Annotated in this window: 13 protein-coding genes; 7 read left to right on the top strand and 6 right to left on the bottom strand. The window is 66.6% G+C overall.

The window, feature by feature from the left end:
• Window positions 1-36 precede the first annotated feature (36 nt).
• Complete coding sequence (locus ACSQ24_RS02435; protein WP_436093143.1) at window positions 37-1,173, bottom strand: branched-chain amino acid ABC transporter substrate-binding protein; 1,137 nt, start codon at window positions 1,171-1,173, stop codon at window positions 37-39.
• Between the two features lie 307 nt (window positions 1,174-1,480).
• Here ACSQ24_RS02435 and ACSQ24_RS02430 point away from each other — a divergent pair, with 307 nt between their 5' ends.
• From ACSQ24_RS02430 to ACSQ24_RS02405, 6 genes are all read left to right on the top strand, one after another.
• Window positions 1,481-2,398, top strand: a complete 918-nt coding sequence (locus ACSQ24_RS02430) for a branched-chain amino acid ABC transporter permease (protein ID WP_436093142.1) — start codon at window positions 1,481-1,483, stop codon at window positions 2,396-2,398.
• A 4-nt stretch (window positions 2,399-2,402) separates the two neighbouring features.
• Window positions 2,403-3,578 carry a branched-chain amino acid ABC transporter permease gene (locus ACSQ24_RS02425; RefSeq protein WP_436093141.1) on the top strand — a complete coding sequence of 392 codons (1,176 nt, stop codon included), beginning with the start codon at window positions 2,403-2,405 and terminating at the stop codon, window positions 3,576-3,578.
• 4 nt (window positions 3,579-3,582) lie between these two features.
• Window positions 3,583-4,383: an ABC transporter ATP-binding protein gene (locus ACSQ24_RS02420; RefSeq protein WP_436093140.1), complete on the top strand. Its 801-nt coding sequence runs from the start codon at window positions 3,583-3,585 to the stop codon at window positions 4,381-4,383.
• The gene (locus tag ACSQ24_RS02415; RefSeq protein WP_284171972.1) at window positions 4,370-5,068 is read left to right on the top strand and encodes an ABC transporter ATP-binding protein; all 699 of its coding nucleotides are present in this window, start codon (window positions 4,370-4,372) and stop codon (window positions 5,066-5,068) included. The genes ACSQ24_RS02420 and ACSQ24_RS02415 overlap by 14 nt, the downstream gene beginning before the upstream one ends.
• Window positions 5,069-5,099: 31 nt before the next feature.
• Window positions 5,100-6,248 (top strand): acetylornithine deacetylase, encoded by a 1,149-nt coding sequence (gene argE / locus ACSQ24_RS02410; RefSeq protein WP_436093139.1) that lies wholly within the window; start codon window positions 5,100-5,102, stop codon window positions 6,246-6,248.
• A gap of 72 nt (window positions 6,249-6,320) precedes the next feature.
• Window positions 6,321-7,274, top strand: a complete 954-nt coding sequence (locus ACSQ24_RS02405; protein WP_436093138.1) for a LysR family transcriptional regulator — start codon at window positions 6,321-6,323, stop codon at window positions 7,272-7,274.
• 49 nt (window positions 7,275-7,323) lie between these two features.
• On the opposite strand, the gene ACSQ24_RS02400 is transcribed toward ACSQ24_RS02405, so the two are convergent.
• The 3 genes from ACSQ24_RS02400 to ACSQ24_RS02390 form a co-directional block, all read right to left on the bottom strand.
• The gene (locus ACSQ24_RS02400) at window positions 7,324-7,998 is read right to left on the bottom strand and encodes a DUF1028 domain-containing protein (protein WP_436093137.1); all 675 of its coding nucleotides are present in this window, start codon (window positions 7,996-7,998) and stop codon (window positions 7,324-7,326) included.
• Window positions 7,999-8,002: 4 nt separating this feature from the next.
• A complete protein-coding gene (locus tag ACSQ24_RS02395) occupies window positions 8,003-8,419 on the bottom strand; it encodes a RidA family protein (RefSeq protein WP_110490447.1) in 417 nt (138 codons plus the stop codon).
• 79 nt (window positions 8,420-8,498) lie between these two features.
• The gene (locus tag ACSQ24_RS02390) at window positions 8,499-9,785 is read right to left on the bottom strand and encodes a flavin-containing monooxygenase (RefSeq protein WP_436093136.1); all 1,287 of its coding nucleotides are present in this window, start codon (window positions 9,783-9,785) and stop codon (window positions 8,499-8,501) included.
• Window positions 9,786-9,944: 159 nt separating this feature from the next.
• On the opposite strand from ACSQ24_RS02390, the gene ACSQ24_RS02385 reads away from it, so the two are divergent.
• Window positions 9,945-10,235, top strand: a complete 291-nt coding sequence (locus ACSQ24_RS02385; RefSeq protein WP_436093135.1) for an ABC transporter permease subunit — start codon at window positions 9,945-9,947, stop codon at window positions 10,233-10,235.
• Window positions 10,236-10,281: 46 nt separating this feature from the next.
• On the opposite strand, the gene ACSQ24_RS02380 is transcribed toward ACSQ24_RS02385, so the two are convergent.
• Together ACSQ24_RS02380 and ACSQ24_RS02375 are read right to left on the bottom strand one after the other, a co-directional pair.
• Window positions 10,282-11,913 carry an ABC transporter ATP-binding protein gene (locus tag ACSQ24_RS02380; protein ID WP_436093134.1) on the bottom strand — a complete coding sequence of 544 codons (1,632 nt, stop codon included), beginning with the start codon at window positions 11,911-11,913 and terminating at the stop codon, window positions 10,282-10,284.
• Window positions 11,910-12,740 (bottom strand): ABC transporter permease, encoded by an 831-nt coding sequence (locus ACSQ24_RS02375; RefSeq protein WP_436093133.1) that lies wholly within the window; start codon window positions 12,738-12,740, stop codon window positions 11,910-11,912. The genes ACSQ24_RS02380 and ACSQ24_RS02375 overlap by 4 nt, the downstream gene beginning before the upstream one ends.
• Between the last annotated feature and the right edge of the window lies 1 nt (window position 12,741).

Genomic DNA, 12,741 nt, shown 5'->3' with positions numbered 1-12,741 from the left:
GCGCAGCCTGTGAAGCCGCCCCGGCTACGGCTGGGATCAGTAGGCCGCCCAGGCGCCGTTCTTCACCGTGCGCAGTTCGAGTTCGACCGGCAGCTTGGTCTGGCCGTTCTCGTCGAAGCTGGTGTGCCCCAGTGCGCCGTCATGCTGGGTCTCACGGATGGCCTTGGCGATCGCGACCTTGTCCTTGGTGCCGGCCTTCTTGATCGCGGCGATCAGGATGTTCGCCGTGTCGTAGGCGTTCTTGGTGTAGGTCGTCGACGGCTCGGCGAACTTGGCGGCCGCATAGTCGTCCCTGAGCTTCGCGACCTGCGGATTGTCTTTCTCCTTGGCGATGCCGACGACCGTGCCTTCGGCGGCAGCGGCGGCGATCTTGATGAAGGCCGGATCGTGGAAACCGTCGACGCCGATCATCGGCTGCTTCATGCCGAGCTCGACCATCTGCTGGCGCACCAGCCCGGCTTCGGTCACGACGCCGCCGAAATAGATCGCATCGGGGGACGCGGCTTTGATCTTCGTCAGCAGCGCACGGAAATCGGTCGTGCCGACGGGAGCGGCCTCGGTGGCGATGATGCTGCCGCCGGCGGTCTTGTAGAACTTCTCGAAGTTCTGGGTATTGGCCGCGCCGTAATCGCTCGTATCGGAGACGATCGCGATCTTCTTGCCGACCTTCTCCGCCGCCCATTTGGCCAGCGGCTCGTTGGTGTTCACCAGCGTCGTCGCGACGCGCGAGACCATCGGGTTGTTGCGCTCGGTGATCTTCGGCGAGATCGCACCCCAGACGATGAAGGGCACGCCCGCACGCTGGAACACCGGGATCGTCGCCAGCGCGACGCCGCTGTTCCAGTGGCCGGCCGCGGCGACGACCTGCAGATCGTTGGTGAGCTTGATCGCGGCCGCGACGCCGGTCTGCGGGTTGGCGGCGTCATCGAGGATGACCGGCTCGATCTTGAAGGGCAGGCCGGAGGCGTTGGCCTGATCGATCGCAAGCTGGAAGCCGTTGCGGGCCGACAGGCCCTGCTGTGCGTTGCCGCCGCTCAGCGGGCCGATGAAGCCCAGCTTGATGGTTTCTTGCGCCATGGCGGTGGTCGACGCTAAGGCGAGCGCCGTCCCGACGATGGCCGCGCGGATGAACGCGCCCAGGGACTTGTCTCCGGTATTCGGGTTGAAAGGCATGATCCCCTCCTCAAGGAATTGGATGTGTCCGGCACCGTGAGCGTCACCGACGACATCGTGGCTCGACCATCTGCCCTTCAGGAAACCCGAAGCAAATCGGATATTTTGCGCCCAAAGCTTCGGTTTTGCCGAAGCAGGCCGGCTGGAGCCCCACAGGCCGGCAAATGACGGGCGAGCCTGACTTGCCTCAAGACAAGCAAAGCAGGGATTCCGAAATTGCGACTCTTGCCGGCTTCGGTTCTGGTGCACAGCGAAAACCAATTGCGGCACGTCTCGGCTGGGGCGGCGCAAACACGAGGGGACGTGAATGACAGAGCAACTGGTTCAGCAGCTCCTGAACTGGATCACGCTCGGCTCGATCTATGCACTGGTCGCGGTCGGATTCAGCCTGCTTTTCGGCGTCCTCAACATCATCCATTTCTCGCATGGCGACGTGTCGTTGCTGGCGCCGTTCCTGGCGCTCGCGGCCGTACAGACGGTGAGCGCATCCCTCGGCGGCTCGCCTGCGGTAGGCGCCATCGTGCTTTCGGTACTGCTGGCCGTCATCGTCACCGGCCTGCTCGGCGTGGTGCTCTATTATCTCGTGATCAAGCGCTTCCAGAATGCGCCCGCGATGATGGCGCTGGTCGCCACCGTCGCGCTCGGCATCGTCCTGCGCGAGCTGATCCGCCATCTCTACCCGCAGGGGTCGAACCCCCATGCCGTACCCAGGCTCGTGCCCGGCAGCATCGAGATCCTCGGCGTCACCATCCCGGCCTTCAACCTCGTCGCGATCCTGGTCTCGGTTCTCTCGGTCGGCCTGCTGTTCTACATGCTCGAGCGGACGCGGCTGGGCCTGCACATCAAGGCCGTATCGCAGGACAGGGATGCGGCGCGCCTGATCTCGATCTCGCCGGCGCGGATCTTCCAGATCACCTTCTTCATCGCCTCGGCCATCGGCGCGATTGGCGGCCTGTTCTTCGCCGGGTATGCCGGCATCGTCCGCTTCGACTTCAGCGTCGACGTCGGCCTGATCGGCTTTTCGGCCGCGGTGGTTGGCGGGCTGGGCTCCATGCCCGGCGCGATCATCGGCAGCCTGCTCATCGCGGGTCTCGACACGCTGGTGCAGGCCACCGTCCCGAACGGCGCCTCCTATCGGCTGGTCTTCGTGTTCCTGCTCGTCATCTGCGTCCTCGTCTTCCGGCCGGCCGGCCTGCTCGGCCGCACAATCGTGGAAAAGGTCTGAGCCGATGTCCGTGTCCGTGACAGCGACGCGCGGAACCTCCGGCGCCGCCACCGCTCTCTCCATCGTTGCGCTCACCGAGATCGGCAGCGCCGCCTTCCTCAGGCAGTTCCTGCTAGCCGAGGACTGGCGCGTGGTTGTCGGGCTGCTCGGCTTCTTCGCCATCGTGCTGGTCGGGCTGCAACGTCTGCCCACCGTCGAGGCCCGGATCGAAAGCTCCTTCTCGGCCCAGAGCCGCTTTGCGACGCTGCTGGGCATAGCGATCGTGCTGCTGTTCCCCTTCCTGCTGGAGAAGAGCACCTATGCGCTTCACCTGCTGATCATCGCGCAGCTCTATGCCGTGCTGGCGCTGGCGCTGAACTTCCAGCTCGGCAGCGCCAACATTCCGAACTTCGCGACCGGCGCCTCCTACGGCATCGGCGCCTACGCCTCGGCGCTATTGGCCCTGAACTGGGATGTCAGCTTCTGGCTGGCGCTGCCGGCGGCCGCGGTGGTCGCGACGATCTTCGGCTTCGTGCTCGGCGTGCCCTCGATGCGCACGCGCGACAGCTATCTGGCGCTGGTCACCATCGCCTTCGGCGTCGTCGTCCACCAGCTCCTCAACAATCTCGAGTTCACCGGCGGCCCGAACGGGCTGGTCGGCATTCCGGCGCCCGAGCTGTTCGGGCATTCCTTCGCCTCGCCGCTCGTCATCTTCGGTCATTCGCTGCCGTCGCAGGCGAATTTCTATTATCTCTCGGCCGCGCTCGTCGGGGTCTCGATCCTCTTTGCCGCCAGGCTGCATCATTCGCGGATCGGGCTCGCCTGGAATGCGCTGCGGGCGGACGAGCTGGCGGCGCGCTGCCAGGGTATCAACGCGACCTGGTACAAGGTCCTCGCCTTCGTGGTCGACGCCTTCCTCGCGGGCTTCGCCGGCACGATCTACGCCTTCTATGTCGGCTTCATCTCGCCCGACAACTTCACCTTCCTCGTCTCGGTGACGATCATGACGATGGTCATCGCCGGCGGCATGGACAACACGCTCGGCGTCATCGTCGGCGCCTTCCTGCTGACGATGCTGCCGGAGAAGCTCCGTGCCTTTTCCGACTACCGCATCCTGTTCTTCGGCGTGACCGTGATCGCCTTCCTCATGATCCGCCCGCAGGGCATCTTCCCGCAGCGGCTGCGGCGCTACGGAGGCTGAGCTTATGTCCGCTCCCGTCATCCTCGAAGGCTCCGGCCTGACGATGCGCTTCGGCGGCCTCGTCGCCATGGCCGAGGTCGACTTCACCCTGCGCAAGGGCGAGATCCTCGGCATCATCGGCCCCAACGGCGCCGGCAAGTCGACGCTGCTCAACATCATCACCGGCATCTATGTCCCCTCCTCCGGCGAGGTGCGCCTGTCGGGCGAACGGCTCAATGGCCAGCCGGCGCACCGCATCGTCGGCAAGGGCATTGCCCGCACCTTCCAGTCGAGCCGGCTGTTCGGCGACCTGTCGGTGCTCGACAACGTCATCATCGGCCGGCACACCCATATGAAGACCGGGATATTCGACGCGATCCTGCGGCGCTCCAAGGCCGAAGCGGAGCTCGCCGAGGCGGCCGCCATCGCCGAACGGCTGCTCAAGGCCGTCTCGCGCGGGCTCTACGAGCAGCGCCACCGCCCTGCCGCCGAACTGCCGCAGGCCGACCGCCGGCGCCTCGAAATCGCCCGCGCGCTGGCGAGCGAGCCCAAGGTGCTGCTGCTCGACGAGCCGTCCTCCGGCATGGACGATGCCGATACCGATGCGCTGATGGACGATATCCGCGCGCTCTGCGCCGAGCGGCCGGAGCTCGCGATGATGATCATCGAGCATGACATGCGCCTCGTCGCCTCGCTGCCGCACCGCGTGCTGGTGCTCGACTACGGCCAGAAGCTGGCCGAGGGCTCCTATGAGGAGGTGCGTCTCATTCCGCGGGTGCAGGAAGCCTATCTCGGCAGAAAGGCGACGCAGAATGCTCAAGCTTGACAAGGTCGACACCAATTACGGCGTCGTCGCCATGCTGCGCGACGTCTCCTTCCACGTCGGCGAGGGCGAGCTGGTCTGCATCCTCGGCCCCAACGGCGCCGGCAAGACCACGACCTTCCGCGCGATATCGGCGCTCCTTCCCCTCGCAAAGGGGCGCATCGAGATCATGGGCCGGGAGCTTTCGAGCCTGCGCACCGAGGCGCTGAGCGGCTTAGGCATCGGCTTCGTGCCGGAAGGGCGGCGCCTCTTCGCCGACATCACGGTCCGCGACAATATCCGCCTCGGCTACGAGGCACAGGGCCTGAAGGCGGATTTCGCCGACCGGCTGGACGAGATGCTGACGCTCTTCCCCCGCGTGCGTGATCGCATCGGCCAGCGCGCCGGCACGCTCTCCGGCGGCGAGCAGGCGATGGTGGCGCTGGCGCGCGCGCTCGTCGGCAAGCCGAAGCTGGTCATCATGGACGAGCCGTCGCTCGGCCTCTCGCCCAAGCTGATCGACGAGTACTTCGACACGGTCGCCGAGGTGAACCGCCGCGGCACGACGGTCGTCCTGATCGAGCAGAACGCCGAGACGGCGCTGTCGATCGCCAATCGCGGCATCATGCTGGTGAAGGGCCGCGTCGTCGCCTCCGGCACTGCAGCAGAGCTTCTGGGCAGCGACGCCGTTCGCCATCTCTACCTCTGATCCTCGCTGCAATGCAGGCGAAGCTGTCGACATGAACACGCTGACGATCCTCGAAAAGCTGGTGTCCTTCTCGACCGTCAGCAGGGACCCCAACCGCCCGCTGATCGATTTCGTGCGCGCCTTTCTCGCCGGGCACGGCATCGAAAGCGAACTGGTCGAGGCAGAAGGCAGGCGCAAGGCCAATCTCTTCGCGACCATCGGCCCGCGCGACCGGCCGGGCATCATGCTGTCCGGCCACACCGACGTGGTGCCGGTGGAAGGCCAGCCCTGGAGCTCCGACCCGTTCCAGCTCAGGGTCGCCGACGACCGCGCCTTCGGGCGTGGCACGGCGGACATGAAGGGCTTCGTCGCCTCGGCACTGGCGCTGGCCGCCCGCGCCGCATCGCGCAACCTCGAAACGCCGCTGCACCTCGCCCTGAGCCATGACGAAGAGATCGGCTGCGTCGGCGTCCGCTCGCTGATCGACCGCCTTGCCACCCGGGGCTTCGCTGCCAGGCTCGCGGTCATCGGCGAGCCGACGGGAATGCGCATCGCGACCGGGCACAAGGGCAAGCTCGCGGCAAGAGCCACCTGCTGCGGTGTTTCCGGCCATTCCGCACTGGCCCCGAAAGCGCTCAACGCCATCCACCTGGCCTGCGACTTCGTCGGAGCCTTGCGGCGGCGGCAGGATGAGTTGGCAGAGAGCGGCGCGCGCGACGACGACTACGACATTCCCTACACGACGATCCATGCCGGCGTGATCACCGGCGGCACGGCACTGAACATCGTGCCTTCGCTCTGCAGCGTCGATTTCGAGATCCGCAACATTGCCGCCGACGATCCGGCCGCGATCCTCGATGGCCTGATGGACGACGCGGCTGCGCTGGCCGCGGCTCAGCGGGCGGCCCATCCCGAGGCCGCGATCCGGATCGAGCGCCTGAACGATTATCCGGGCCTTGCGACGCCAGCGGAGTCGGAGGCCGTCCGCTTCGTCGCCGCGCTGCTCGACGACGGGGCGACGCACAAGGTCGCCTTCGGAACGGAGGGCGGCTTATTCTCCAGTCGCCTTGGCGTGCCAGCGCTCGTCTGCGGCCCGGGCTCGATGGATCAGGGGCACAAACCCGACGAGTTCATCACGCTCGACCAGCTCGCCGCCTGCGACCGGTTCATGGAGCGGCTGCTCGACAGGATCGCGGCCTGAGGCACAAAACTGCCTGGCTCGGGCAGATGAGCGCGCTTTGCGGCGCGGGCTCCGCGTGCTTAATGCTGCCGCATGCGCTTTTCCCTACGTCAGCTGGAATATTTCATCGCGGCCGGCGAAACGGGCAGCATCACCCTCGCCTCCGAACGGATCCACATTTCCCAACCCTCGATCTCGACGGCGATTTCGCATCTCGAACGCGAGCTGAAGGCCCAGCTCTTCATTCGTCACCATGCCCAGGGGCTGTCGCTGACACCGGTCGGCCGGGCACTCCTCGCCGAGGCCAAGCGCGTCGTCGCGCAGGCCGAGAGCCTCTACACCGTCGCGGACGAGACCAGCGGCCTGGTCCGCGGCACGCTCTCCCTGGGCTGCATGGTGACGCTGGCCCCGATGCTGGTCCCGGAATTGTCGCAGGGCTTCGTCTCCGCCTTTCCCGACACGAAGATCCTGCATATCGAGGGCCATCAGGAGGATTTGCTCAGGGGGCTGCGACGGTCCGAGATCGATCTGGCCCTGACCTATGATCTGCAAATTCCGGAGGACATCGAGTTCTCGCAGCTCGTCAGCCTGCCGCCCTATATCGTCGTCGCCGAGACGCATCCGCTCGCACGCGAGAGCGCCGTGACGCTGGACGAGCTTGCCGATCAGCCGCTGGTGCTGCTCGACCTGCCGTTGAGCCGGGAGTATTTCGTCGCCCTGTTCATGTCCGCCGGCATCACGCCGACGATCGCAGCCCGATCAGCCTATCCCGACGTCGTCCGGGCGATGGTCGCCAACGGCGCCGGCTACGCCCTGTTCAATGTCCGTCCGCGCTCCGACCAGGCACTCGATGGCCGCAAGCTGGTCTCGATCCGGCTGGCGGGGCAGCATCGCCCGATGACGATCGGGGTCGCGACCCTACGTACCCTGGCCAAGTCCAGGCTGATCGCGGCGTTCCAGGCGCACTGCCAGGCACGGATATCGCGCTCCTACATCCCGGGAATGGTCGCCCCCGCCATGACCGAACGCACGAGGATCGAACCGTAGATGGCTGCCCGCCCCTGAGGGCTGCATCGGCCATCGCGGGCCCGCTCGTTCATTCGTCTCCGGGAACGCCGTAGGACGGTGCCGCGCGCGGATCGAGCGCGCGCTGGATATAGGCGTCGAGCTGCGGCTTGTAGACCTCCCAGGCCATCGCGATCGCCTCGATCGGGCAATCTTCCGTCCAGTCGCAGCGCAGGTCGGCGACTGGCCAGCTGACCTTGTCGACGATCTTGAGCCCTGCCGAACGAACCGGCCCCGCCTCGCCGCCGGCAGCAAGGCCGGCGCGCATGGCGGCGATCAGCCGGTCGCCCAGATGGCCGGAGCTTGCAAGGAACCCGTCGACGATCGCCTGGGGCACGCCGTCATTGGCGAGGAGATTGCCGCCCGACGCGACGTTCTCGGCCTCAGCCGATGTCCAGATGCCGAGCGAGTTCGGCCCGGAATGGATCGCCGTCATCCCGTTCCGGTCGACCGCCAGCACCTGCCGGTATTCGATGAACCGGCCGCGCTTCTGGACCTCGGCGATCGCTTCTGCCGCGCTCCGGCCTTCTTCCATCAGGTCGAGCGTCAACGGACCCAGGGTCGGGTCCGTGACGTTCTGCGACGCGACTGCACCGACGCCCGCGCGGGCATACGAGCACCGCGCCGCGACCGCAGGCGAGGAGGACGAGATCGCGATACCGAACATGCCGGTCCGGGCGCAGCGGGCGACAAGGGAGAAGGTCATCGGGTCAATCCGGAATGACGGCCGTGCCGTCGATCTCGACCAGCCATTCCGGCCGGGCCAGCGCCTGCACCACGAGCCCGGTCGAGACCGGGTGCACGCCTTTGAGGTATTCGCCCATGGTGCGGTAGACGGCCTCGCGGTGGCGGACGTCCGTCAGGTAGACGACGACCTTGACCAGATGCGCCATCTCGCCGCCGGCTTCCTCGATCAGCTGCTTGATGTTCTGCATGACCTTGTGGGTCTGCTCGACCGGGTCGTGGCTGTCGAGGTTGACGGCATCGTCGAGGTTCTGCGGGCACTGGCCGCGCAGCCAGACGATCCGGCCGCCCCGGGTCACGACGGCCTGAGCCAGGTCGTTGTCGAGCTTCTGCTCCGGATAGGTGTCCTTGGTGTTGAACTTGCGGATGCGGGTATGCGCCATCTCGGCCTCCTTGGTCAGACCATGCTCGACGCGAACGGCCCCGGGGGCCGCGCGCCGAACTCGAGTTCTTGTTCGACAGTCATGCGCTCTGGAGTTCGCGCCGCATGGCATCGTGATAGGCTGCGTAACTGCGCTGGATCGTGATCTGGTCGGCCAGATATCTGGCGTCGTGCCAGACGCCCCAGATGAAGGTCGAACCGCGCCGCGACTGCCAGGGCAGGCCCAGGAAGTAGATGCCGGGCTCGGACGAGACGCCGCGCTGGTGCTGTGGGCGGCCGTTGGCGTCGAAGGCGTCGACCTTCATCCAGCTGTAGTCGGCGGTGAAACCCGTCGCCCAGATGATCGTGCCGATCCCGGCCTGCACCAGATCGAGCGAGGCGATGGGATTGGCCACGCAATCGGAATCCGCGACGATGGCGCGCGCCTCCGGTTCTTCCGGCAGGTCGAGGCCGTTGCGGGCGACGTAGGCATCGGCCTCATCCAGCAAGGCGTGAAGATTCGCGTCGCCGCGCCGGAGATTCTCGACGAGGTCGGGGGCAAAGCTGACCACGCCGTTCTCGCAAGCCTGCGTCCGCCCGACGAGGAGCAGTCCCCGTGCTGCCAGGCGCCGGAAATCGATCGTGTGGCCGCCATTCGCCCCGCTGACCGCGATCGTGACATGCTCCGTGCCCGGCTCCCGCGCAGCAGCGTCCCACTTGCCGAGGACACCCAGCCACCAGCAGAAGTCGCGGCCACGATAGGCCCGCGGCGGACGATCATGCGGGCCGACGGACAGGTAGACGCGCCGCCCTGAGTCCAGCAATTCTTCGGCGATCTGCGTCCCCGACGAGCCCGATCCGACCACCAGCACGGCGCCCTCGGGCAGCTGGCCGGGATTGCGGTACGCGGTGGAATGCATCTGCAGCACGCCGGTTTCCGCCGGAACCACCGCCGGAACGATCGGGCACTGGAACGGGCCGGTCGCGACCACGATCCGGTTGGCCTCCATCGGGCCTGCCGATGTCTCGACGCGGAACCCCGGCCGGCCGGCAAGCCGCTCGACATGCCGGACTTCGACGCCGCAGCGGATCGGTGCCGCGATCTTCTTGGCATAGGCGACGAAATAGTCGGCAACCGTTTCCTTCGGCGGAAAGTCGTTGGGGCCAACCTCACCATCCACATCGGAAAATTCGAGGCCGGGAAAGCGGTCATGCCAGGCCGGCCCGTTCGCGGCCAGCGAGTCCCAGCGCTCGGAGCGCCAGCGTTCGGCGATGCGGCTTCTCTCGAGGACGACATGAGGCACGCCGGCCCGGCCGAGATGCTCGCTCATCGCGACCCCCGCCTGGCCGCCGCCGACGACGAGCGTGTCGATCTGCTCAACTGACATTGTTCGCCTCTTGCCGAATCCGGCGGAATTCCTCTGCGGGAAATCCCGACCCCGGCTTTGGTCTACCGGCGGCGTCAGCACTGTAAAAATACGAATTCTTGCTGTGGTGATTTGGATTTTCCTAAACCCGGCAGATGCGGCGGGCCAACTGCAGCCGCGATGCGGCGGCAGGCGCTGCGCCTCGTCATTCTCCCGCAGGCGCTGAAGGCCGTCATCCCGGCGCAGGTCAACACCTTCATCATGATCTTCAAGGACACCAGCCTGGTGCTCGTGATCGGCGTCTTCGACCTCTTGGGCACCTTCAAGGCGAGCCTGTCCGACCCGGCCTGGCTCGGCTTCTCGACGGAGGCCTATGTCGCCGGCGCCGTATTCTACTTCGCAGTCTGCTTCGGCATGTCGCTCTACAGCAGGCATCTCGAAACCGCCCTGTCGCGGGAGCATCGAAAATAGAGGGCGCTACGCCGCGAAGGCCAAGATCGATGGCGGCGGTCCTGACTTAGGTCATCGCCTCTTCGGCGAACCTCTGCCCTTCACCGAACTCGCGGCCTGGAATCGAGGCGAGCAGCGCCTTTGTATAGGGGTGCTGCGGCTGGCCGAAGACCGTGCCGATCGGGCCGCTCTCCACCACCTCGCCGCTCTTCATCACTGCCACCAGGTCACAGACCTGCGCCGCGACGCGCAGGTCATGGGTGATGAAGACGATCGACAGGCCGAGGCGCTGGCGCAGCTCCGCCAGCAGCTTCAGCACCTGCGCCTGCACGGACACATCGAGCGCCGAGACCGGCTCGTCGGCGACCAGCACCTCCGGCTCCAGCGCCAGCGCCCGGGCAAGCCCGATGCGCTGGCGCTGGCCGCCCGAAAACTCGTGCGGATAGCGTTCGGTCGATGCCGGATCGAGCCCGACCAGCCCGAACAGCTCCTTGGCACGGACCATGGCCTGAGGCCGCGCCATGCCATGAACGATCAGCCCCTGCGCCACCGCCTCGCCGGCCTTGCGGCGCGGATTCAGCGAGGCGAACGGGTCCTGGAACACCATCTGGATATCGCGCGTCGCCGAACGCATCTCCTCGCGGCTCAGGCTGGCGAGATCGATGCCGTTGAGGCGGATCTCGCCGCTCTCGGGATCGATCAGCCGCACCAGGCAGCGCGCCAGGGTCGACTTGCCCGAGCCGGATTCTCCGACGATGCCGAGCGTGGCGCCCTTGGGCAGCACCAGCGAGACATCCTTGACCGCGTGGGTGACGCGCTGGCCACGCCCGAGGAAACCGCCGGTGCGATAGGTCTTCGAGACATGGCCGATCGTCATGATCGATTCGCCGGAGAGCACCCGCGGCGGCGGCGCCTTGAGCGGCGGCACCGCGGCAATCAGCTGCCTGGTATAGGCGTGCTGCGGGTTGCCGAGCACGGCCTGCGTCGCCCCTTGCTCGACGACATGGCCCTTGCTCATCACCGCGACCCGGTCGGCGATCTCTGCGACCACGCCGAAATCATGGGTGATGAACAGAACGGCCGTGCCCTTGCGGCGCTGCAGGTCGCGGATGAGCTTCAGGATCTGCGCCTGCGTGGTCACATCGAGCGCCGTCGTCGGCTCGTCGGCGATCAGCACCTTCGGATCGAGCGCCAGCGCCATCGCGATCATGGCACGCTGGCGCTGGCCGCCCGAGAGCTCGTGCGGATAGGCCTTGAAGGCGAGCGTGGGATCAGGAATGCGCACCTCGTCGAGCAGCGCGAGCGTGCGGGCCTTGATTTCGGCCGCCGACAGCTCCGTGTGCAACTCGAACATCTCGCCGATCTGGTCGCCGATGCTGCGCAGCGGGTTGAGCGCCGTCATCGGCTCCTGGAAGATCATGGCGATGCCGGCGCCACGCACCTTGCGCATCTCGGCTTCGCTGAGCCCACAGAGATCGCGCCCCTCGAACAGGATGCGGCCGCCATCGATCGTGACGCCGCCCGGAAGGAGCCGCATGATCGCGTTGGCCGTCATCGATTTGCCGGAGCCGGACTCGCCGACGACGCAGAGGATCTCGTTCGCCGCCAGCGCGAGCGAGACCTTTGCCATCGCATGCGAGCGATCGCCGCCGGCCGGCAGCTTCACGCTGACATTGTCAAGGACAAGGATCGGGCTCATCGGCTCTTCAGCCTCGGATTGAGGGCGTCGTTGAGCCCCTGCCCGACCAGCGAAACGGCGAGCACGGTGACCAGGATGGCAATGCCGGGAATGGCCGAAACATACCATTGCACGCGCAGCACGTCACGGCCGGCGCCGATCAGATTGCCCCAGGAGGCGACGTTCGGGTCGGAGAGCTTGAGGAAGGCGAGCGCGCTTTCGAGCAGGATCGCGATCGCCATCACGACGCTGGCATAGACGATCACCGGCGGCAGCGCGTTCGGCAGGATCTCGCCGAAGATCAGCCTGGCGTCCTTGAGGCCGAGCGTTCGGCCCGCCTGCACGAATTCGCGATTGCGTAGCGACAGGAATTCGGCCCGCGTCAGCCGGGCCGAAGCCGGCCATGAGACGATGCCGATCGCGACCGTCACGGTGGTGATGGTCGAGCCGAAGACCGCGACCAGCACCAAGAGCAGGAGGAAGTTCGGCAGGGTCTGGAACGCCTCGGTGACGCGCATCAGCGCGGTATCGACGTAAGCGCCGTAATAGCCGGCGAAGGCGCCGATCGTGATGCCGATCATGACCGAGATCACCGTCGCCACGCCGCCGATCAGCAGCGAGATACGGGCGCCGTGGAAGATCTGGGCGGCGATGTCGCGGCCGGAATTGTCGGTACCGAGCAGAAAGCGCGGATTGCTGAACGGCCAGATCAGCGGCCGCCCGGCGAGCGCCAGCGGATCGCGCGGGTAGAACCAGTCGGCGCTCGCGGCCATGGCGAGCACGAGGATAAGCAGCAAGAGCCCGATGACGGCGGCCGGACTGCGAAAATAGAGCTTCACCAGGTCCATG

Origin of the sequence: Allobosea sp. LjRoot237 (genome assembly GCF_964253285.1) — a bacterium.
Taxonomy (GTDB): Bacteria; Pseudomonadota; Alphaproteobacteria; order Rhizobiales; family Beijerinckiaceae; genus Allobosea.
This window is presented reverse-complemented; position numbering and strand designations above follow the sequence as displayed.

What these genes read in the sequence shown, in the direction of transcription:
- ACSQ24_RS02390 (WP_436093136.1), bottom strand. Translation starts at nt 9,785, where the DNA reads ATGTCAGTTGAGCAGATCGACACGCTCGTCGTCGGCGGCGGCCAGGCG.
- ACSQ24_RS02405 (WP_436093138.1), top strand. Translation starts at nt 6,321, where the DNA reads ATGCGCTTTTCCCTACGTCAGCTGGAATATTTCATCGCGGCCGGCGAA.
- ACSQ24_RS02400 (WP_436093137.1), bottom strand. Translation starts at nt 7,998, where the DNA reads ATGACCTTCTCCCTTGTCGCCCGCTGCGCCCGGACCGGCATGTTCGGT.
- ACSQ24_RS02435 (WP_436093143.1), bottom strand. Translation starts at nt 1,173, where the DNA reads ATGCCTTTCAACCCGAATACCGGAGACAAGTCCCTGGGCGCGTTCATC.
- ACSQ24_RS02385 (WP_436093135.1), top strand. Translation starts at nt 9,945, where the DNA reads ATGCGGCGGCAGGCGCTGCGCCTCGTCATTCTCCCGCAGGCGCTGAAG.
- ACSQ24_RS02430 (WP_436093142.1), top strand. Translation starts at nt 1,481, where the DNA reads ATGACAGAGCAACTGGTTCAGCAGCTCCTGAACTGGATCACGCTCGGC.
- ACSQ24_RS02375 (WP_436093133.1), bottom strand. Translation starts at nt 12,740, where the DNA reads ATGGACCTGGTGAAGCTCTATTTTCGCAGTCCGGCCGCCGTCATCGGG.
- ACSQ24_RS02425 (WP_436093141.1), top strand. Translation starts at nt 2,403, where the DNA reads ATGTCCGTGTCCGTGACAGCGACGCGCGGAACCTCCGGCGCCGCCACC.
- ACSQ24_RS02380 (WP_436093134.1), bottom strand. Translation starts at nt 11,913, where the DNA reads ATGAGCCCGATCCTTGTCCTTGACAATGTCAGCGTGAAGCTGCCGGCC.
- ACSQ24_RS02415 (WP_284171972.1), top strand. Translation starts at nt 4,370, where the DNA reads ATGCTCAAGCTTGACAAGGTCGACACCAATTACGGCGTCGTCGCCATG.
- ACSQ24_RS02395 (WP_110490447.1), bottom strand. Translation starts at nt 8,419, where the DNA reads ATGGCGCATACCCGCATCCGCAAGTTCAACACCAAGGACACCTATCCG.
- ACSQ24_RS02420 (WP_436093140.1), top strand. Translation starts at nt 3,583, where the DNA reads ATGTCCGCTCCCGTCATCCTCGAAGGCTCCGGCCTGACGATGCGCTTC.
- argE (WP_436093139.1), top strand. Translation starts at nt 5,100, where the DNA reads ATGAACACGCTGACGATCCTCGAAAAGCTGGTGTCCTTCTCGACCGTC.